This is a genomic window from Brevibacterium sp. 2SA, from assembly GCF_005502845.1.
Taxonomy (GTDB): domain Bacteria; phylum Actinomycetota; class Actinomycetes; order Actinomycetales; family Brevibacteriaceae; genus Brevibacterium.
In genome coordinates, this window is record NZ_SCMW01000010.1 from 1 (window position 1) to 20,238 (window position 20,238).

At 67.7% G+C, this 20,238-nt stretch carries 17 protein-coding genes and 1 pseudogene; 12 read left to right on the top strand and 6 right to left on the bottom strand.

The genetic code is table 11. The features are described 5' to 3' along the window. The 3 genes and pseudogenes from FFS20_RS17900 to FFS20_RS05865 all read left to right on the top strand — a co-directional run. Positions 1-289 (top strand): annotated as a pseudogene (locus FFS20_RS17900) (hypothetical protein); the annotation flags it as partial. A gap of 693 nt (positions 290-982) precedes the next feature. Further along, a complete protein-coding gene (fmdA, locus tag FFS20_RS05860; RefSeq protein ID WP_137824986.1) occupies positions 983-2,233 on the top strand; it encodes a formamidase in 1,251 nt (416 codons plus the stop codon). A gap of 339 nt (positions 2,234-2,572) precedes the next feature. Continuing rightward, positions 2,573-2,869 (top strand): antibiotic biosynthesis monooxygenase, encoded by a 297-nt coding sequence (locus FFS20_RS05865; protein ID WP_137824987.1) that lies wholly within the window; start codon positions 2,573-2,575, stop codon positions 2,867-2,869. A 170-nt stretch (positions 2,870-3,039) separates the two neighbouring features. Here FFS20_RS05865 and FFS20_RS05870 read toward each other — a convergent pair whose 3' ends face one another. Beyond that, positions 3,040-3,738, bottom strand: coding sequence for a TetR/AcrR family transcriptional regulator (locus FFS20_RS05870; RefSeq protein ID WP_137824988.1), 699 nt, complete (start codon positions 3,736-3,738; stop codon positions 3,040-3,042). Positions 3,739-3,901: 163 nt separating this feature from the next. Between FFS20_RS05870 and FFS20_RS05875 the strand changes: the two genes are divergently transcribed. Together FFS20_RS05875 and FFS20_RS05880 are read left to right on the top strand one after the other, a co-directional pair. Then, the gene (locus FFS20_RS05875; protein ID WP_249356694.1) at positions 3,902-4,840 is read left to right on the top strand and encodes an ABC transporter ATP-binding protein; all 939 of its coding nucleotides are present in this window, start codon (positions 3,902-3,904) and stop codon (positions 4,838-4,840) included. Beyond that, entirely contained in the window at positions 4,841-5,755 is a 915-nt protein-coding gene (locus tag FFS20_RS05880; RefSeq protein ID WP_137824990.1) for a hypothetical protein, read from the top strand. It abuts the gene before it with no gap. A gap of 149 nt (positions 5,756-5,904) precedes the next feature. Here FFS20_RS05880 and FFS20_RS05885 read toward each other — a convergent pair whose 3' ends face one another. Together FFS20_RS05885 and FFS20_RS05890 are read right to left on the bottom strand one after the other, a co-directional pair. Continuing rightward, positions 5,905-6,639, bottom strand: coding sequence for a TrkA family potassium uptake protein (locus FFS20_RS05885; protein WP_137824991.1), 735 nt, complete (start codon positions 6,637-6,639; stop codon positions 5,905-5,907). A 51-nt stretch (positions 6,640-6,690) separates the two neighbouring features. Further along, positions 6,691-7,986, bottom strand: coding sequence for a potassium transporter TrkG (locus FFS20_RS05890; RefSeq protein ID WP_249356695.1), 1,296 nt, complete (start codon positions 7,984-7,986; stop codon positions 6,691-6,693). 222 nt (positions 7,987-8,208) lie between these two features. Between FFS20_RS05890 and FFS20_RS05895 the strand changes: the two genes are divergently transcribed. Beyond that, positions 8,209-9,663: an APC family permease gene (locus FFS20_RS05895; protein ID WP_137824992.1), complete on the top strand. Its 1,455-nt coding sequence runs from the start codon at positions 8,209-8,211 to the stop codon at positions 9,661-9,663. After that, positions 9,660-10,361, top strand: coding sequence for a class I SAM-dependent methyltransferase (locus FFS20_RS05900; protein WP_249356696.1), 702 nt, complete (start codon positions 9,660-9,662; stop codon positions 10,359-10,361). The genes FFS20_RS05895 and FFS20_RS05900 overlap by 4 nt, the downstream gene beginning before the upstream one ends. Before the next feature lie 127 nt (positions 10,362-10,488). On the opposite strand, the gene FFS20_RS05905 is transcribed toward FFS20_RS05900, so the two are convergent. After that, complete coding sequence (locus FFS20_RS05905; RefSeq protein WP_212743293.1) at positions 10,489-11,709, bottom strand: glycine cleavage T C-terminal barrel domain-containing protein; 1,221 nt, start codon at positions 11,707-11,709, stop codon at positions 10,489-10,491. Positions 11,710-11,975: 266 nt separating this feature from the next. Between FFS20_RS05905 and FFS20_RS05910 the strand changes: the two genes are divergently transcribed. The 3 genes from FFS20_RS05910 (at position 11,976) to FFS20_RS05920 (ending at position 14,411) form a co-directional block, all read left to right on the top strand. Next, a complete protein-coding gene (locus FFS20_RS05910) occupies positions 11,976-12,839 on the top strand; it encodes a methylenetetrahydrofolate reductase (protein WP_212743294.1) in 864 nt (287 codons plus the stop codon). Between the two features lie 125 nt (positions 12,840-12,964). Beyond that, positions 12,965-13,465: a carboxymuconolactone decarboxylase family protein gene (locus FFS20_RS05915; protein WP_137824994.1), complete on the top strand. Its 501-nt coding sequence runs from the start codon at positions 12,965-12,967 to the stop codon at positions 13,463-13,465. A gap of 34 nt (positions 13,466-13,499) precedes the next feature. Then, positions 13,500-14,411: a sigma-70 family RNA polymerase sigma factor gene (locus FFS20_RS05920; RefSeq protein WP_249356697.1), complete on the top strand. Its 912-nt coding sequence runs from the start codon at positions 13,500-13,502 to the stop codon at positions 14,409-14,411. Here FFS20_RS05920 and FFS20_RS05925 read toward each other — a convergent pair. After that, positions 14,398-15,147, bottom strand: a complete 750-nt coding sequence (locus FFS20_RS05925; RefSeq protein WP_137824995.1) for an IclR family transcriptional regulator — start codon at positions 15,145-15,147, stop codon at positions 14,398-14,400. The two genes, FFS20_RS05920 and FFS20_RS05925, sit on opposite strands and share 14 nt — an antisense overlap. A 118-nt stretch (positions 15,148-15,265) precedes the next feature. Continuing rightward, positions 15,266-16,426, bottom strand: a complete 1,161-nt coding sequence (locus FFS20_RS05930; RefSeq protein ID WP_137824996.1) for a CaiB/BaiF CoA-transferase family protein — start codon at positions 16,424-16,426, stop codon at positions 15,266-15,268. Between the two features lie 201 nt (positions 16,427-16,627). Here FFS20_RS05930 and FFS20_RS05935 point away from each other — a divergent pair, with 201 nt between their 5' ends. Beyond that, on the top strand, positions 16,628-17,023 hold the full coding sequence (locus FFS20_RS05935) for a thioesterase family protein (RefSeq protein WP_137824997.1): 396 nt from the start codon (positions 16,628-16,630) through the stop codon (positions 17,021-17,023). Positions 17,024-17,599: 576 nt separating this feature from the next. Then, the gene (locus FFS20_RS05940) at positions 17,600-20,224 is read left to right on the top strand and encodes an HNH endonuclease signature motif containing protein (protein ID WP_137824998.1); all 2,625 of its coding nucleotides are present in this window, start codon (positions 17,600-17,602) and stop codon (positions 20,222-20,224) included. Positions 20,225-20,238 lie beyond the last annotated feature (14 nt).

The following is a 20,238-nucleotide window of genomic DNA, read 5'->3' on the forward strand; positions in this document are numbered from 1 at the left end:
CGCGCCCACCTCGCAGCGTCTCCGGTGTCTGGACGATGATGAACGACCGCTGGCCCTCGTCACGCAGGTTCGCCGCCATGACCGCCTGCGCGGTGGGCGCGGAGGCGCAGGGCGTGGGGTTGGGGGCCTTCACGGGGAGTTCTCGACGATCAGCGAGCTCACCGCCGAGCGCATCCGCCGCGCCGCCGACGAACTCGCCCCCGGCCTGACCTTCACCGAGGTCACCGTCGCGGAGGCCGCTGAAGCGGAGGCCGCTGTTGCAGAGGCCACGAAGCACACCGAAACCTGAGGCCGCCGCCGACGCCACTACGCGCGACGAGAAATGAGGCCCGAATGCCTGCGGCCACTGTTCACCCTGCGAACTAAGGCTCCTGCGCTCGGACGCCCCGCGCATTCGGCCTCACCCCACTAATCCTGGACGCCGAGTGACGGTTTCCGGCCGCAGAATCGGCACTCAGAGTCCAGAATCCCACTCCCACCGCGCGACCGCCTCGGCGGGCATTCTCATCCGAAGCCTTCCGCAGACCACGTCGCGCTGTAAGAATGCAGGTGTAACGCTCCTTCGGACACCGAGGTCAGGGGACCGCATTGCCCACGTACGTCTTCCGCTGCGACGAATGCGGCGACACCGAACACTCCTTCGCGATGGCCGAGAAACCCTCATCTCTGCCCTGCCCCACCTGCCGCGGAATCGCGCGGTCGGTCGTCGCCTCACCCCACCTCGGCGTGGGGAACACGAGTGCCCACCGGCTCATCGACGCCACGAAGAGGACCGCAGACGCCCCCGCCGTCGTCTCCCGGCTCCCAGGAACATCCCGCTCGCCGAGGCGGGTGAGCCGGGATCCTCGGCACGCGACGCTGCCGCGAGCCTAGCCCGACCACACCACCGGCTCCATGTGAAGTACCACCGGCACCAACCGCACCATCAGAACTGCCACCGCCATCGGCCTCGACCGGGGCCGATCCGAGGAAAGGAAGTGCCATGCCCGACGTCGTCTTCCCGCTCGATTCGACCAAACCGTTCACCGACCAGAAGATCGTCGGCCACAACCGGTGGCATCCCGACATCCCCGCGGCCGTCCACGTCAAGCCCGGTGACTCGTTCCGCATGGACTGCCGCGAATGGTTCGACGGCTTCATCAAGAACGACGACAGCGCCGACGACGTCCGCGACGCTCCCGTCGACATCGTCCACGCGCTCTCGGGACCGGTCGCCGTCGAAGGCGCGAAGCCCGGTGACCTGCTCATCGTCGACATCCTCGACGTCGGCCCGATCCCGCAGGAGGAGGGCCCGCTCGCCGGTCAGGGTTGGGGATACACGGGCATCTTCGCGAAGGAGAACGGCGGGTCGTTCCTCGTCGACCAGTTCCCCGATGCGTACAAGGCGATCTGGGACTTCAGCGGCGGGACCGCGACCTCCCGCCACGTCCCGGGAGTCTCGTTCACCGGCATCGTCCACCCCGGGCTCATGGGCACCGCGCCGAGTGCGGACCTGCTCGGGACGTGGAACACACGTGAGGCTGCGCTCATCGCCACCGATCCCGACCGCGAACCGCCCCTGGCATTGCCGCCGGAACCCAACGGTGCGATCCTCGGCTCGCTGACCGGGGAGGACTTCGACCGCGTCGCCGAGGAGGGCGCCCGCACCGCTCCCCCGCGCGAGAACGGCGGCAACCAGGACATCAAGAACCTCACGAAGGGCACCCGAGTCTTCTATCCGGTGTTCGTCGACGGCGCGAACTTCTCTGTCGGCGACCTCCACTTCAGCCAGGGCGACGGGGAGATCACCTTCTGCGGGGCGATTGAGATGGGCGGTTTCATCGACTTCCGCGTCGACCTCATCAAGGGCGGCATGGACACGTACGGGGTGAGCGAGAACGCGATCTTCCAGCCGGGCAACACCGACCCGCAGTACTCGGAGTGGCTGGCGTTCTCCGGCACCTCGGTCACCCTCGACGGGGAGCAGCGCTACCTCGACTCGCAGCTGGCCTACCAGCGGGCGTGCCTCCATGCCATCGACTACCTCACGAAGTTCGGCTACAGCCCCGAGCAGGCGTATCTGCTGCTCGGTGCCGCTCCGATCGAGGGCAGGTTCTCCGGAGTCGTCGACATCCCGAACTCGTGCGCGACGGTCTACCTGCCCACTGCGATGTTCGACTTCGACGTCACACCCGGACCCGGCGGCCCGACGCAGATCGATCCCGGCATGGGGGCACCGCACTCGACGTTCTGAGATACGCGGGGCCGAGGTGGGCGCGGGTGCCGGCGGCGTGGCAAGAGCCGGTGGGGGCGTGGCGAGAGCCGGTGGGGGCGAAGCCAGGCACGCCCACGAACACCCGGCGAGTAAAGGGCGCTCGGTGTCGATTCGTGGCAGCAAAATCGTCACTGAGCGTCCAATTCTCGCTCGGGTGATGAGTGAGCGACTCGGATTCGGCCTGACCCCGAGGCACCACGCGATCGCATCGGCGGCGAGACGCCATGTGACCGCATCCGGACAGCCCAGCTCCGGTCCAGGGTGCGGTCGTAGTGTCGGAGGAGACAGCAGACACACCCTCGACCCCAAGGAGAAGACATGTCGGTCGTCGCCATCAACACCCTCACGGTTCCCGAGAACGCGGGACCCGAGCTCGAGAAGCGCTTCGCCGCGCGCAAGCACTCGGTCGACAACGCCCCGGGCTTTGAAGGCTTCCAGCTGCTGCGGCCCACGGCCGGTGGCGACCGCTACTTCGTCTACACGCAGTGGGCGACGAAGGAGGACTTCGAGAACTGGAAGGCCAACCGCCAGTCCTCACACGAGTCGACCGGCAAGGAGCCCGTGTCGACGGGTGCCGAGCTCCTCGAGTTCGAGGTCGTCGACCTCGGCGACTGAACGTTCATCGACTTCGCCCGACGACGACATCGCCGCGGGCAGCGACTGCGCGGCAAGGACCCAACCGGCTGCATCCCGCCGATTCCAGCTGGTCTGACCGCTTCGCGACAACTGCGCATCTCCGGCGACCGAGCACCTGCTCGGTCGCCGGCACTCGTATCCGGGGAGGGTCAGCTGCCCGTGGCGGCGTCAGCGACGATCCGGCTCACTTCGTCGTCGAGGATGCGGTAGGCGGAATCCGGCGACCGGGCTTCGAGCATGACGTCCTGAGCCAGACCTTTGGCCAGTGCGACGACCCGTGCCGCGACCTCGGCGTCCCGGGCTGATCGGCCGGAAGACACCTCCGGTGCGGAAGCGTCGTCTCCGCGACTGTCCGAGGAACCTGATGAGGGGGTCAGCCCGGATGAGGGAGCCGCCTCGGATGAGCCGACTGCATCACTGACCGCCCCCACTCGCCTTCTCGCCGCTTCTGCCGTTTTGTGGTCGTTGTCGACGACGACCTCGGCGATGTTCGCGTCTCCGACGGCCTTGGCGATGTAGGTGAACCACACGGATGCTCCCATCCGCATGGCCTCGCCCTCGGGGATGAAGGCGTGAAGGAAGTCCCGCAGTGCGGCCACCGGCTCGGCGTCCTCGCTCGGACCCTCAGCCTCATCGTCGAGTTCCGCTCCCGCGACGAGCTGCCGGCAGCCCTCGAGGACGAGCTCCTCCCGCGAGGAGAAGTAGTGCTGGACGCGACCGATCGAAATCCCGGCCGCCTCGGCCACTGATCTGAAGGTGACCGAGTCGATGCCTCGTGTATAGATGACCAGCCACAGCCCGTGGACGATCTCCGCACGGCGGGCTGCATGGTCGACGATCTTCGGCATGCAGAAATTTTACAATACGATCGACTTGCATCTTTACAATACGATCAACTTGCTTCACGATTGCAGTATGAACGTATCGCAAAACAGTCGGTCGTTGCTCCGACTGACCCACGCCCCCGATCCAGCCGGACCGCGACAGATCAATCCAGAACCGGGCATCCGTGTGCGCGGACTGACAAAGAGCTTCGGGCGCACACGCGTCGTCGACGCTCTCACCTTCGACGTCCGACCCGGTCACGTCACCGGCTTCCTCGGACCCAACGGAGCAGGCAAGTCGACGACCCTGCAGATGATCCTCGGACTGACCGCACCGGACTCCGGGACGGCCCTCATCGGCGGTCGACCGCTGGCGGCGCACCGCACCCCGGCTGCCGTCGCCGGTTCCCTGCTCACCACCGAACGGATGCTTCCCGACCTCACCGTCACAGGCCACCTCGACTGGATCGTGCGCCTGTCGGGGATCGCGCCGGCCATGCGCCGGAAGCGGATCGACGAGGTGCTCGAGCAGGTGGGGCTGAGTACGTCGCGCGCGTTGCGCATCGCCCACCTCTCGCTCGGCATGCGGCAGCGCCTCGGGGTCGCCGCAGCCATCGTCTCGGACCCCGCCGTGCTCATTCTCGACGAACCGCTCAACGGGCTCGACCCCGAAGGCATCACGTGGCTGCGGACGTTCCTCCGCGACTTCGCCGCCCAGAGCCGCACAGTCTTTTTCTCCAGCCACCTGCTCACCGAGATGGCGCTCACCGCCGACCACGTGATCATCATCCGTTCAGGCCGCCTCGTCGCCGATCTCTCCTTGGACGAACTGCGCGCTCAGTCGCAGACCGGGGTGTCCGTGACCGGACCGCATCTGGCACCGCTCGTTCAGAGCCAGCGGGCAACCGGGCGAACGGTCACCGCCGAAGGGACGACGGCCCTCATCACCGGGGCTCTCGCCCGCGACGTCTACCGCGACAGCGTTCGCCTCGGCGTCGACCTCGACGAACTGCGCACGCTCGAACCCGGTCTCGAGGACATCTTCCTCCGGCTCACCCGCACCCCGGCGCCCGCGACGAACGCCGACCCTGCGGCACACGCGGCTCCCGAAACGAAGGACAACTGAATGCCGATCCGACCCCGATCCCGGGCCGCCGACGCTCCCGAGCGCGACGCTCCACCCGTCAGCAACCCCGCACCCGACCGCCGCAGTGCGCATCGGTCGGTTTCCGGTTCACCCCTGCCCGCGGGGCGTCTGCGTGATGTCCTTGCCGCAGAGTGGATCAAGCTCCTTACCCTGCGCGCGCCTCGGCGCTTCGCCGGCGCGGCATTGGCCTTCGGGGTGGTGGCTTCCGCCGTGCTCATCCTCAGCTTTCCCATCACCCGGGGTGTTCCGATCTCCGCCGCCGAGGTGGACGACGTCGTCTCCGCCAGTGTGCTCGGTCTCGATGCCGCAGCCATTGTCCTCATCGTCTTCGCCGCATGGTTCGTCGGCGTCGAGTTCCGTACCGGAGCGATCACCGATGCTCTCATCCGCCTGCCGCGGCGCTCGGTGGTCATCACCGCGAAGGCAGCGCTCGTCGCTGTCGTCGCCGGCCTCACCGCTCTGCTCACGGCCCTCGCCGTCAGCGTGGTCGCGGTGTGCCTGGCCGCCGCCCTGACCGATGCCTCATGGTCGTCGGCCCTTTCCGCGGCGACGGCGTCCGATCATCTCCGCCTGCTGTTCGGCAGCGCGCTCATGCCCGTCGTGTTCGCTGCGCTCGCCGTGGTCGTCGCGTTCGGATTCGGTTCGCTGGCGGCCGGCCTGCTCGCGTCGCTCGGGCTCATCATCGCCTCGACCCTGGCATCGTGGCTGCCGGCCGGTATCGCCGAGGCGGTCCAGCCGTTCCTTCCACTCGCCGCGATCCATTCGATCAGCGGAGCCTCAGAGCCCGGCTCTGCCGAGTTCCTCGGGTTCCTGCCGGCGGTGATAGTCATCGCGGCGTGGATCGTGCTGGGGTGGGTGTTTGCCGCATGGCGGCTGCGCTCGCGTGACTTCTGAGGGGAGCCGGCACCACCTCGGCGAGTCCGGCCGTGACCGGGGACGAAGCCCGGACCCGCACTGAGACCCTGACTCAGGCCCGAACTCAGACCCGGACCCAGAATCAGATCCGGGCCCACCCCTAACTCAGACCCGGACGGTCGAAGAACTCATCCCTCGGTGTCCTTGTCGAGTTCGCTGAACGCCTCGACTTCGCGGGGGTGGCCGGCGATGAGGATCTCGTCGTCGGCGTAGAGCGTCATGTCCCGGTCGGCGATGTCCCACGTCGACCCGCCGGCGCGTTTGACGGCGACGATCGTCACCCCGTACTTCGCCCGCACCCCCAGTGAGGCCAAGGGCACATCCGAGACGCGGACCGGCGGGGTCGTGCGGGCGAGCACGAAGTCCTCGTCGATGGGCAGGAAGTCGGAGATGTGACCTCGGATGAGATGGGCGAGCCGGCGGCCCATATCGTTCTCCGGGCGCACGACGTTGCGGATGCCGAGCTGGTGAAGGATCTCCGCGTGCGTCTCGCTGATCGCCTTCGCCCAGATGTGCCGGTTGCCGAGCTTGAGGATCCGGGAGGCGGCGAGGATGCTCGCCTCGAGGTCGCTGCCGATCGCGATGACCACCCGGCTGACCTCGTCGATGCCGAGCTGACGCAGCACCACCTCGTCGGTCGCGTCCGCCCGGGTCGCGAACGCGAGCTTGTCCGCGTACTCAGCGACGACGGCTTCGTCGCTGTCGATGCCGATGACATCGACCCCGTGTTTGGCCAGCTCGAGCGCCAGGGACCCGCCGAACCGGCCGAGGCCGATGACGGCGACAGCCCCGGCCTCAGCCATCGGTTCGGAGTCCCCGGCGAAGAAGGCCGCCGAGCGGGCGAGCCAGGATTTCTCGTTCATGTCTGTGTCCTTTCCGCGGACTGAGGGTCTGTCTGGTCGGTGCGGTCACGATCAGCCGATGAGCGGGCGCTCCTTGGGCAGTTCGTAGCGGATGGGTCGTGAGCGCAGGGCCAACGCCGAGGCGACGGTGACGGGTCCGAGGCGACCGAAGATCATCGTGATGATGAGGACGACCTGGCTGAACGCCGGCAGCTGCGCGGTGATGCCCGTCGAAAGCCCGACGGTGCCGAACGCGGAGACGACCTCGAAGAGGATCCGGTCGAAGCGCAGCTCGGGGGCGTTGAGCATGATCGCCATCGTCGCTGCGACGATGAGACCGAGGGCGAGGACGATGACCGTCGTCGCCTGACGGTGCACCGACCGGGAGACCCGCCGTCCGAAGAGGTTGACCGCGCGGCCGCCGCTGACCTCGGTCCACGTCATCGCGGCGAGGACGACGAAGGTCGTGATCTTCACCCCGCCCGCGGTGCCCGCCGGGCCGCCGCCGATGAACATGAGAATGTCCATGCCGAACCACGACGCCGGGTGCATCGCCGAGATGTCGATCGAGTTGAAGCCGGCGGTGCGGGTGATCGTCGACTGGAACGCCGCCGCCTGGATCCGTCCCCACCAGTCCAGTGCGCCGAGGGTCGCCGGGTTCGTCCATTCGATCGCGGCGATGAAGACGGTGCCGCCGAGCAGGAGGAGGGGGGTGACGACGACGACCGCACGGGTCGTCATCGACCAGGTGAGTGGGAAGCGGTACTTGCGGAAGAGCTCGATGAGCACGGGGTAGCCCAGCCCGCCGAGGATGACGGCGATCGCGATCGGCCCGCACACGAACGGGTCGGCGACATAGGCCATGAGACTGTCCCTGTTGAGTCCGAACCCGGCGTTGTTGAAGGCGGAGATCGCGTGGAAGATCGCGCTCCACACGGCCTCCCCGACTGGGTCGCCGTAGAAGAACCGGAACCGCAGGTAGAGGAGGACCGCGACGACCGCCTCGGTGGTCAGGGTGAGTCCGATGATGCGCAGGACCATCGGCTTGATCCCGCCGATTCCCGAGCTCTTCGTCTCAGACGCCACGGACTGGCGCAGCCGCAGGCCGGCACGTCCGGCAACGACGAGGGCGAGGAGCGTGGTGAGCAGGAGGACGCCGAGACCGCCGACCTGGATGAGGCAGACGATGACGATCTGACCGAAGAACGTGAAGTCCTGTCCGGTGTCGAGGACGACGAGGCCGGTGACGCTGAGCGCCGAGGTGGCTGTGAAGAGTCCGGACAGCAGTGAGATCCCGCCCGGCGCCACGGTCGCGGCGGGGGTCATGAGCAGACCGGTCCCGACGACCAACGCCGTCAGGTATCCCATCACCACCCGGACGATCGCATTTCGATGTGTGCTGTGCACAGAGGGAAATCTAGCACCCGACATCGTCGTACCCCGAAATGCCTCAACTACCGCCAAGTAAACTCTCAGAATCCTGTTACTGTGCATGTACCCACGGGGAACGGCAAGGGACACGAACGGTCACCTCTGCGGGAACGGCCTGCCACCTCGGCGGGGTCAGCAGCACACGATGAGGGAGGCGCCATGAGCACTCAGCACGCAGAGACGGACGACAGAGGCCACGGCTTCGTCAAGGCACTGGGCACCGTCGACGCCCTGTTCATCGGCTTCGGTGCGATGATCGGCTTCGGCTGGGTCGTCCTCACCGGGGAATGGCTGACCGGGGCGGGAACCTTGGGGGCGATCCTCGCGTTCGCCGTCGGCGGCATCATCATGTGCTTCGTCGGCACCGTCTACTCCGAACTCGTCGCCGCGATGCCGCACGCCGGCGGTGAGCACAACTACCTCATCCGGGCGATGGGCCCGAAGATTTCGCTGTTCGGGTCGTGGGCGATCACCGGCGGCTACATCAGCGTCGTCATGTTCGAAGCGGTCGCCGTGCCGCGGACCGCGCTCTACCTCTTCCCCGATCTCGAGTACATCAAACTGTGGACGATCGCCGACACCGACGTCTACCTCACGTGGGCTCTCATCGGCACGGTCACCGCGATCGTCATCGCCTGGATCAACATCCGCGGTGTGCGCCTGGCCTCCCTCGTCCAGACCTTCGTCGTCTCGTTCCTCATCATCGTCGCCCTCCTCCTGCTCACCGGCGGACTCGTCGGCGGCGACCCCGCGAACACGGAACCCCTCTTCACCGGCGGTGCGGCCGGGTTCATCGGCGTCGTCGCGGTCGTCCCGTTCCTCTTCGTCGGCTTCGACGTCATCCCGCAGTCGGCCGAGGAGATCAAGCTGCCGGCGAAGAAGATCGGCAAGCTCGTCGTCGTCTCCGTGCTCATGGCGATCGTGTTCTACATCGTCATCATCTGGATGACCTCGCTTGCGATCCCCGCCTCGGAGCTGACCAGCCACGACCTCGTCACCGCGGATGCGCTCGCGGCGATGTTCGGCTCGCCCGTGTGGGGCAAGATCGTCATCGCCGGCGGCCTGGCCGGCATCATCACCTCGTGGAACGCGTTCCTCATGGGCTCCTCACGGCTGATGTGGGCGATGGCCGTTGCCGGGATGATTCCCGCGTGGTTCGGCAAGCTCCACCCGAAGTACCGCACCCCGGTCAACTCGATCATCTTCATCGGCATCCTCTCCGCACTCGCACCGTTCCTCGGCGCGGCGGCCCTCGGCTGGATCGTCGATGCCGGGTCGCCGGCGATCGTCATCGCCTACTTCCTCGTGAGCATCGCGTTCATCGTCCTGCGGAAGAACGAACCCGACATGGCCCGTCCCCTGCGCATCGGCGGTGCCGGAAACGGCGGCATGGTCATCGGCGTCATCGCCGCCGTGCTCACCCTCGTCCTCTTCATCCTCTACATCCCGATCACCCCGTTCTCCGCGCAGCTGGCCTGGCAGTCGTGGGCGATGTTCGCCGCCTGGCTCATCGTCGGCGTCATCTTCATGCTCCGCCTGCCCGGCGGAGTCAAGGCCGGCCCCAACGCCGAGGCGGAGCTCCTGGCGAAGGTCAAGGCGCGGATGCGGCGGTGACTCCGTTCGCCCGGACGATGCGCCGGCTCAACGACCGGTTCCCGTGGAGCCACAACGACCACTTCCACCCGTGGATCGTTGCCGGCCTGCCTGCTCGCAGACGCGGTGCGATCGAGGTCGGCTGCGGTCAGGGCGCACTCCTGGCCCGACTCGCCGGTGAGTTCCGGCACGTCCACGGCACCGACACCTCGGCGGCGATGCGCGCTGATTCGCGCAGGCGCTGCGCCGGCCTGGGCAACGTCACCATCGACGCCGCTCAGCTGCGCGACCTCGAGCCCGACACCGAACCGGAGCCGATCGATCTCATCACGATGGTCGCCGCGCTCCATCACCTCGACGTCGAGGAGACCTTCGCCGAGGCGGCCCGCCTCCTCTCCCCCGGCGGTCGGCTCCTCGTCGTCGGACTCGCGCTCTCGGCGACTCCGCGGGACTTCCTCTGGGAGGGGATCTCGGTCGTGACGAACCCGCTCATTGGGATGATGAAGAACGCCCCACCTCGGCGAGGGGGCGAGCGGGTCGGCGGACCGGACGTGGACCCTCCCCCGTCCGAGCGTCCACGCGACCCGTTCCCGGTAACGGATCCGACGATGACGTTCGATGAGATCGCCGAGGCGGCCCGCCGTCACCTGCCCGGCGCGCGGCTCCGGCACAGAGTCGGGTTCAGGTACACGCTCGAGTGGACCAAGCCGGGCCGGTGAGCGCCTCCGCCGCGTCCCACAGGTGCGCCCCTGCCGTCCGGACGTGCGAACGCGGCCACCGGCTTCTCGCACAGTGACCGCGCCCGGATCGGTGGGACAGCCTTCCGGACTGTCCGGGTGCGCCGGCTCAGATCGCGGCGTCGAGTCCCCTGACCTTGAGGCGTTCGCGCTGGTTGGGGTTGACGCTCGGACGGAACGGCATCTCGACCACCTCGGCGCGCACCGGCACTCCGGGGGTGTCCGCATACGGTTCGGGCAGGTGCACCCAGAATTCGGTGCCCAGCTCCGCCTTGCCGACGGGCACGTGGGCCATCGCGATGTTCGACTCGAGCTCCGGCGAGTACCACGGCGAGGTCACGTAGCCGACGGGATCGGACTCGGGGTCCTCGCTGACGAGCCAGAAGTCCGGGGCGTAGTCCGTGATCGGGTTGCCGCCGAGGACGAGTCCGACGAGCTGCGTCCGATACGGCGGGTTGCCCGCCTCGATCTGCTCACGGACCTCTTCGAGGCGTGCCTTGCCGATGTAGTCGGCTTCCTTCTTCCGCGGCACCTGGTAGCCGAGGTTGACCTGGAACGGCAGCGTCTCGAAGTCCATGTCCTGGCCCCACGAGAGGATGCCCGCGGCGATCCGCCGGTGGTGGCTGGGGGCGACGACGCGGAGGTTGTAGGGGACACCCGCGGCGAGCACGGCATTCCACATGTCCTCGGCGTACTTCGTCGCGTCCTTGAGGTAGATCTCGTACCCCTTCTCCCCGGTGAACCCCGTCTGGGAGATGATGACGTCGTGGCCGCCGACCTGGGCCTCCATGAGGCCGTAGCTCGGCAGGTCGCGCCCCTCCTCGCCGACGAGATCGGCGATGACGTCGACGGACTTCGGACCTTGGACCTGCACGGGCGCGACGTCGATCTCCTGGATCGTGACGTCGAACTTCTTCCCGACGTTGACGCCCTGGAGCCAGAGCATGAGGTCGGTGTCGGAGAGGCTGAACCAGAACTCGTCGATCGCCACGCGGAGGAGGATCGGGTCGTTGAGGATGCCGCCCTCCTCATTGCAGAGGATGACGTAGCGGGCCCGCATCACCGGGATCTTCGTCGCGTCGCGGGTGATGACGTAGTTGACGAACGCCTCGGCGTCGGGACCCTTGACTTGGATCTGCCGTTCCACGGCGACGTTCCACAGGGTGACGTCGTTGACGAGGGGCTGGTACTCGGCCATCATCCCGCCGTCCTCACGGGAGATGTAGCCGCGCGGGTGGTACATGCGGTTGTAGATCGATGCCCGCCAGCACCCCTGCTCCATCGACAGCTCCCAGTACGGGGACTTCCGCACGCGGGTGTCGATGAGCATCTCCACTGGGGTCGGGCCGGACTGCCTCAGGTTGATCGGGACGCCTCTGTCGCTCTGATCAACGGTCGGAACATTGTTGTCCATGGGTTTCCCCCTGCTTCCACAGTTTTATATTATGGAACTCAATTCCCATATTATGGGTGGTTTGAGTGTAGAATCGTCGGCACAGCAGAAGCAAGGACTTCCGACCGGTAATTTGGCCGGCGCGTGAGACGGCGTATCGGCTGCAGCCGCGATCGGGTCCCTGCCCCCGCCGGAAGGAGACAATGGTGTCCGTGTCCGCTCTTCGCACACTTCTCAAGTCCGCCCGCTACGAGGTCCTCCCCACTGCCGGGATCGTCGATCGCATCAGCGACCACGTCGCCCCAGGTCGGACGATCACGGTGACCGCCTCGACGGGAATGGGCCTTGAGGCGACCCTGTCCACCGCCGAGGCGCTCCAGGCCCGCGGCTACACCGCCGTGCCGCACATCGCCGCCCGCATGGTCCAGGGCCGGACCGAACTCGAGGAGATCATCGACCGCCTCGGGCGCGCCGGGATCGCCACGATCTTCGTTCCCGCCGGTGACGCCACGCCGCCGGCCGGGGGCTATGCGAGCGCACTCGACCTCCTCGTCGACCTCACGAGCCTCGCCCCGCCGATCACGCAGATCGGAGTGGCCGCCTACCCCGAGTCGCATCCGCTCATCCCCGACGACGTCACCGTCCAGGCGATGTGGGACAAACGCGACTACGCCACGCACATCGTCTCGAACCTCTGCTTCGACCCCGGCATCGTCAGCACGTGGCTGGCCCGCGTCCGGGCGCGCGGGATCGAGATGCCCCTCATCCTCGGCATCGCCGGCAAGGTCGAGCTCGCGAAGCTCGCCAAGGTCGCGACGAAGATCGGCGTCGGCGAATCGACGCGGTTCCTGCGCAAGAACACGGCGACGTTCACGCGGATGGCCAAGCCCGGCGGCTACAACCCGCGGAGGTTCCTCGACCGCCTCTCCCCCGTCCTCGCCGACCCGTATATGGGGGTCTCGGGACTGCACATCTACACGTTCAACCAGGTCAAGGACACCGAGGCGTGGCGACGCAGGCAGCTCGAGCTCCTCGGCGACCCCGATCCCGCCTCGGTGACGTCCTGAGTCGACTCGCTCACGCGCCGGTGTCACACTTCCCTCCGCCCATCCGACATCACTGTTGACGGGCGCTGCGGTGCGCCCGTCTCCAGACGGGGTTCGGGACACGAACCGGAGAGAGGGGAACACCCATGACACGCATGAGCATCGGCGAGATCAACAGGACGGCCTACGCCAACGTCGCCCGCATGGACACGTACTGCCGGGAGGCGCTCGGCGCCGAACTCTACGACCTCATCAAGCTGCGCGCCTCGATCGTCAACGGCTGCGGATTCTGCGTCGACATGCACTCGACCGATCTCGCCGCCATGGGCATGCCGTGGCGGAAGATCATCGCCGTCTCGGCCTGGCAGCATGCGGGCGCGCTCTTCGACGACCGCGAACGCAGCGTCTTCGCCCTCACCGATGCGGTGACGCGGATCGGACCCGACAGCGTCACCGATGAGATCTGGGACGCCGTCGCCGCCCACTTCGACGCCGAGGCGATCGGGGACCTGCTCGTGGCGATCTCGACGATCAATGTGTGGAACCGGCTGGCGATCTCCACCGAGACCGTGCCGGTCGTCGACGGCTCCGGGGATGCGGGAGAGTCGGGGGATTCCGGGGGCGCCCCCGCGACACCCGCTCCGTGATCTGGAGTGGGAACTGTGATCTAGATTGGGGACTGTGGATGTCACGCACTCCGAGTCACCGGCGGCCCGCGCCTGGGACGAGAGCCGGGGCCGGCTCTTCGGCATCGCGTATCGGATGCTCGGGGACGTCGGGCACGCCGAGGATGTCGTCTCCGAGGTCGGCATCGCCGCGGTCGTCGCCGAACGGGAGGCGGCCTCCGAGATTCGGTCGTGGCCGGCGTGGCTGACGACGGTCGGCACCCGGAAGGCGATCGATCGCGCCCGGCACCTCGCGAGCATCAAGGAGGACTACCCGGGCCCGTGGCTGCCCGAGCCGATCGCCACCGAGGCGCTGCCCGAGGAGGCCCTGGCCAACCGTGAGCTCCTCTCACTCACCCTCCTCCACCTCGCCGATCAGCTCAGCCCCGAATCCCGCGCTGCGCTCGTCCTCTCCCGCGCCTTCGACCTGCCCGCCGAGGAGATCGGCGAGATCCTCGGCAAGTCAGCGGCCGCGGTGCGGCAGCTCGTCTCGCGTGCCGCTCGCCGGCTCGACCTCGACCGGGACGTCTCCCGGCCCGCTGACCCGGCCGCGTTGGGCCGCCTCGCCGAGGCGATCCACAGCGGCGACCTCGCAGCCGCCCTGCCGCTCCTGCTCGCCGAGGACGCCGTCTACTGGAGCGACGGCGGCGGAAAGGTGAGAAGTGCCGTCAACCCGGTCTTCGGGTCAGCGCGGATCGCCCGCTTCTTCGCCGGCGTGCTCACCCCTGTCGACCTCGACGGCGCGCACATCGGGGCGATCCTCGAGATCAACGGGGGTCTGGCCATGGCGATCCGCCGCGACGGCGACACCCGAGTGCTCGAGATCGACCTCGGCGCCGACGGACTCATCCACGGGCTGCGGCAGGTCAACAATCCGGACAAGCTCACCCGCCTCGGTGGGGGAGGACGCCGACCTACCGGTGGCTGACCTTGCGTTTGAGGCTGCGGGACAGCAGCCCCGCCTCGGCGATGAGGAGCTCACCGAACCGGTCATGGTGCTCAGCGATGCGCATCGTCGGGCCGGAGATGCCGACGGCGGCGATGACCTGGTCATCGGTGCCGAGCACGGGGGCGGCGAGGGCGTCGAGGCCCGGCTCGAACTCCTCGTGAACGATCGCGAACCCGCGGTCGCGCACCTCGGCGAGGTCGGCCAGCAGCTCCTTCCGCGATCCGAGCGTGCGCGGGGTGAGGCGTTCGAGACGCCCGGTCGGCACGGGGATCGCGCGGAACGCGAACATCACCTTCCCCAGCGCCGAGGCGTGGGAGGGCACCTTGACGTCGACCCAGTTCGTCGCCCCGAGGACGTACGTCGAGTCGACCTGCGCGATCTGGACGACGGCGTTCGAGCTGGGCACCGCGAGGTTGACGGTCTCGCCGGTCTCCTCGCTCAGGCGCTGGAGGATGGGGTCGGCGGCGGCGACGAGCGTCTCGACCCGGTCGAAGCGGGAGGCGTACGTCGCGAAGAGGGAGCCGCCGCGGAAGTGACCCTCGGCGTTGCGTTCGACGAGGCCGTTGCGCTCGAGCGCGGAGAGCAGGCGGGAGACTGTCGATCGGGCGAGATCCGTGGCCTCGACCACCTCGGTGAACGAGATCGGATCGTCGGCCTTGACGACCAGCGACAAGATCTCTGCGGCTCGATCGATCGACTGGGTCCCATTGCTCATACTGCTTCGCTCCGTCGGGGAAAGGGGCGCCGGGCGGTTCTCGACCCTCCGGCGCCATTCACACTACCGCACCCGATTTGGACCGCAGGTCACGATTGGCACACGGTTGCGTTGCAGGTCACGTGCGGTCTGCGCTGAGTTCCGCAACGACCGCGGCGGTGTCGTCCCCGATCTGCGGAGCGCGCCGAGGCGGCTCCGGGGCACCCGTGCCACCGAACCTCGGCGCGGGGCTGGGCTGGTCGACACCGGCGGCATCGGCGGCGGCGTCGGTGGCGGTGGCGAAGAGGCCGCGGGCCCGGTTGTGCTCGTCGCGTTTCGCCTCGGCCATCGTCAGCACGGGTTCGACGCATGCGTCGACGCCGGCGAAGAGGCCGTCGAGCTCGGCGAGGGTGCGGGCGGCGATCGCTGGGGCGATGAGGGCGCGCAGGGCCGGCCAGTGCTGCGGGTTCCAATGGTCGAGGGTGCCCAGCGGCTCGGGGAGATCATCCTCGAGATCGAGGGCGCGGACGAACGCGGCGAAGAACGGCGGCTCGATGCAGGCGATGGCGAGGTGTCGGCCGTCGGCAGTCGGGTAGACGTCGTAGAACGGCGCCCCGGAGTCGAGGAGGTTGCGGCCGCGGGCGTCGTGGCGCCACAGGCCCATCGCGGCGAACCCGTGCATCATCGCGTAGAGGAGGTTGGCGCCGTCGACCATCGCGGCGTCGACGACGGTGCCCTCGCCGGTGGCGCGGGCATGCGTGAGGCCGGCGAGTACGCCGACGACGAGGAGCATGCCCCCTCCCCCGAAGTCGCCGAGGAGGTTGGCCGGGAACTGCGGCGGTCCGTCGGCGCGGCCGAGTTGGCTAAGGAGTCCCGTCGAAGCAATGTAGCCGAGGTCGTGGCCGGCCTTCTGGGACTTCGGGCCGTCCTGTCCGTAGCCGGTGATCCGGCCGTAGACGAGGGCGGGATTGAGAGCGCGCAGGTCGTCGGGCCCGAGTCCGAGCCGCTCGGCAGCGCCGGGGCGGAAGCCTTCGACGACGATGTCGCTGCCGGCGGCGATCGCCTTGGCCAGGGCGATTCCTTCGGCGGTCTTGAAGTCCGCGGTCACCGAGCGCTTGCCCCGGTCGAGGACGGGATTCATCGGCTGACCGGTGCTCGTCGGCGGGTCGAGACGGATCACCTCGGCGCCGAGGTCGGCGAGCATCATCGTCGCGAACGGACCCGGCCCGATGCCGCCGAGGTCGAGGACGCGCACCCCGTCGAGCATGCCGGGGGCTGAGGCAGTGGGGGCAGACTCCATTGATCTCCCTTTCGTCGATTTCACCTTCGCCGACAGATCCTGATTTACTGTAGAACGTTCGATCAGTTTCGACAATGACGCCCAGCTGGCGGAATCGTCGTACCCGACAGACGAAGTTTCGTGCCCGACAGACGAAGTGTCGTGCCTGACAGGCGAAGTGTCGTGCCCGACAGACGGAGTCCGGGAATGGAAGGAGTGGCCGTGAAGACGTTCGAGTACTCTCCCGAGGTGCGCTGGTCCGATCAGGATCTGCTCGGCCACGTCAACAATGCCCGGATGATCACGCTCATCGAGGAGTGCCGGGTCCGCTGGATGCATCACGTCAGGGCGTCGCACATCACCTCGGGCGGACTGCTCGTCGCCCACCAGTCGATCGACTACCTCGTGCCCGTCATGTACGGACCGGAGCTCAAACTCACCGCCGTGGTCACGAAGATCGGAAACTCGTCGTTCACGATCAACACGCGCGGCGACCAGAGCGGGCGGAAGGTCTTCGACTCCGACGTCGTCCTCGTCCACATCGACCGCGAGACCGGCCGGCCCACCCCCCTCACCGACGAGGTCCGCGCCGTCTTCGAGCCCTACCTCGCGGAGTAGGGCAGCGCGGCACGGCACGGCAAGTGCGCGGAGCTGAACTACGCAGGCGCGGAGCGGTGAAGCGGCCGCGCGGAGCAGAGCTGCGGCTTTGTCGAGCGGCTCCGCGCCCGCGCGGAGCAGCAGACCAGAACTGCTGCCGCGAGGGACCGATAGGCTCGGCCGTCGACAAGCTGACGCGAAGCACCGCGTGCGGAGTGACCACGAGCAGGGCGCCCGAATCGAGTGCGCACCTTCGGCCGGCGCATTGAGGGATCCCCTGCTCCAGGAGGAGTCCGCCGCCCTTGGTCACCCCCGCCCGCATTCTCATCAGGCGCGACTGTGAGGCCTCGCAATTGCGGCACAGCCCCCGGACCGGCTCGCACGCCCCCACACCCTCACGTCGCCACACGCGACCGCTGAGCACACCCTCGCAGCACCTCACCACGCCGATCCCTCATCCATCGATAATCACTGAGCACGACGAAACGAATGAATCTTCCGTTCGAACAAATTTCGAAATATTCATTGACATCGAATGTGACGTGAACTACACTGTTGTCATCAGCCACGCTGACGTGGGAAGACAGGTGAAACCCAGTGACCGACACAATCGCATCCGCTCCTTCCGGGGACACACCTGGCGCTCTTCCGGCCCGTGTCGACATCGACGCCTCCTCTCCCTACGCCGCGGCGTTCACCGTCTACGCCGCCTGCGACCAGGCTCAACTCGCCGCGCTCGAGACCACTGCCGGCCTCTTCCTCTCCGACACGATCACCCACCTCAATCTCCTCAATCCCCGCCCCGGCACCCCCTACCAACACGCCACCTTCACCGAGACCGTCCGCCGCTTCGCCCGAGCCCAGGGCTGCACCGCCGACTGGGTCACCGACGGCGAGACCGACAGCGACACTGGCACCGGTATCGGGGGAGCCGCTCTCGGTGGTGGGGTTGATGCTCCCGACGACGCCTCCGAGTCCTCCAGCGGCCTACCCGGCGCTGACGACCGGTTCGCAACCGACGCTCCCTCTGTCGCCGGCGCACCTTCTGACCCCGATGCGCCCGCGACGTCCAGCCCCGATGACGCGGCCGAGCTCGGCTTCGATTGCGCAGGTGAGGCCGGCACCGGCAGCACGGGCCAGGCCGGCAGTGATTCAGAGTTCGGTTCGACAAACGACTCAGCCCCGGACCCGCAGGCCAAACAGCCCGCATCGCCGGCGCTGCCCGGGTTCCCCCGCTTCTCCCCCGACCGCACCTTCAACGCCTGGGTCCACACTTACTCCCACGCCGAAGACATCGCCGAACTCACCGCGATACGCGGCACCACCATCGCGCACACCTACTCCCATGTCATCGACGCCATGACCCTCATCCACGGCCTCCCGAAATTCCACGCTCGATGCCAAGCCGGAGACTTCACCATCGAACACGCCCTGGCAGCCACCCGCCTCTGCAGTAACGTCGCGTTCCGCCACCTGCCTCTCATCGACGACTACCTGTGCCACCGCCGCCCCGATGTGACCATCCAAACGTTCAAGAAGTCACTGGCCTTGAAGATCAACGTCATAGAACCGGCAGACGACCGCACCCACACCGCCCACGAACGCCGACGGGTATCACTGACCACCCACGACGACGGCTCCGCATGCCTGATGCTCACCGGATCCGCCCTTGAACTCCACGCCTGCTACCTGCGCATCGAAGCCTTCGCCAAAGCTATCCGCGCTGGCAACACCGCGGCCTTCGCCGACCAACTCCCCGCAGATGCCGTCATCGAGGACGTCCGCAGCATCGATGCCCTCATGTTCGACATCCTCACCAGCACCACCCCTCGCCTGACTCTGACCATCCGCGCCCATGACACCGACACCGGCGCCACCGCGGACCGCAGCATTCCCCTCGACCTCGACACTTCCGCCACGATGGACGACATCGCCACCGCCATCACCACGGCCGCCGACACTGCAGGCCCTCCCCACCACGAGGCACGCCCCGCCGACGCCGGCCCGACGGACGACACCACCGCCGAGGCTGTCACCGCCGACGCGGTCGCCGCCGACGCTGAGACAGCGCCCACCGACGATGCAGAGACCGGATCGAGTCACTCGGACGAGTCCGCAGCCGCATCAGCACCAACAATCCCCGCGATAGCCGGCAACGACGACAGCGAATCCAAAGACGAGGAGTCGCCACCCCCACCGCCACGGTCACCGGGTGCCGCGCTGCGGGCGGTTCTGACCCGCATCGCCGACGCCGGACTCGACGACCAGGGCCGATCCCAGTACTCCCTTACCCTCGAAGCGCCGACCAGCCCCTACTGGATGGCCATGCAAGCACGGATGCTCATCACCGTGCCCTGTACCACCCTCACCGGCCACAGCAACCTGCCCGGCACCCTTCCCGACGGCACCCCTCTGCCCGCTGACCAAGCCCGGCTCATCGCCGGGAGCTGCCGCACCTGGACCAGGATCCTCACCGATCCCGCCACCGGCACCCCCATCGATGCGAAAGCCAAGACTTACCACATCCCCACACCAGTGAGAACCACACTGGCCGCGCAGTGGCAATGGTGCACTGTGCCCGGATGCCGCCGCCGGGCCGCGACCGCGGAAATCGACCACATCGACCCGTTCAATCACGACAACCCCGACTTCGGGGGCTTGACCGTCTTCGGCAATCTCCACCCCCTCTGCAAGCAGCACCACCAGCAGAAGACCGACCGCCTCCTCACCGTGAGAATGAGAACTCCGGGGATCGCCGAATACACTTTCGCCCACGGCACCCGCGTCACCACACACCCCGGGGACAACCCTGTCAACGTCGAGAACGCACGCCTCATCAACGCCCGCACCGTCAGCGGCACCGACGACGATTCCGACGAGAACAGCCCCGCCCCAGTCTCCGTCAGCAGCACCGATGATTCCGACCCGGGCAGCCGTGCCCCCGACGCGGACGAGCCATTCACAAGCAGTCCCCGCACGAGCAGTCCCAGCACAAGCAACCCGGATGACGATCTTGATGCTCCCGGCATTCCACCACTGGTCGCTGAACCACCCGATTCGACGCCGGCCCCTGGCCCAGTGCGCACCGGACCCGAATGTCCAGGACCGGCCTGCGGGGAGACCGGAACCCCGGGGTGGATGCCACGGGCAGGCGGCATCCGATGGAAGAACCCCGCACAACAGGAATGGGTCTGGGACAACGGCGAGCCCCCACCCTTCTGAACCGCTGCCCTGAA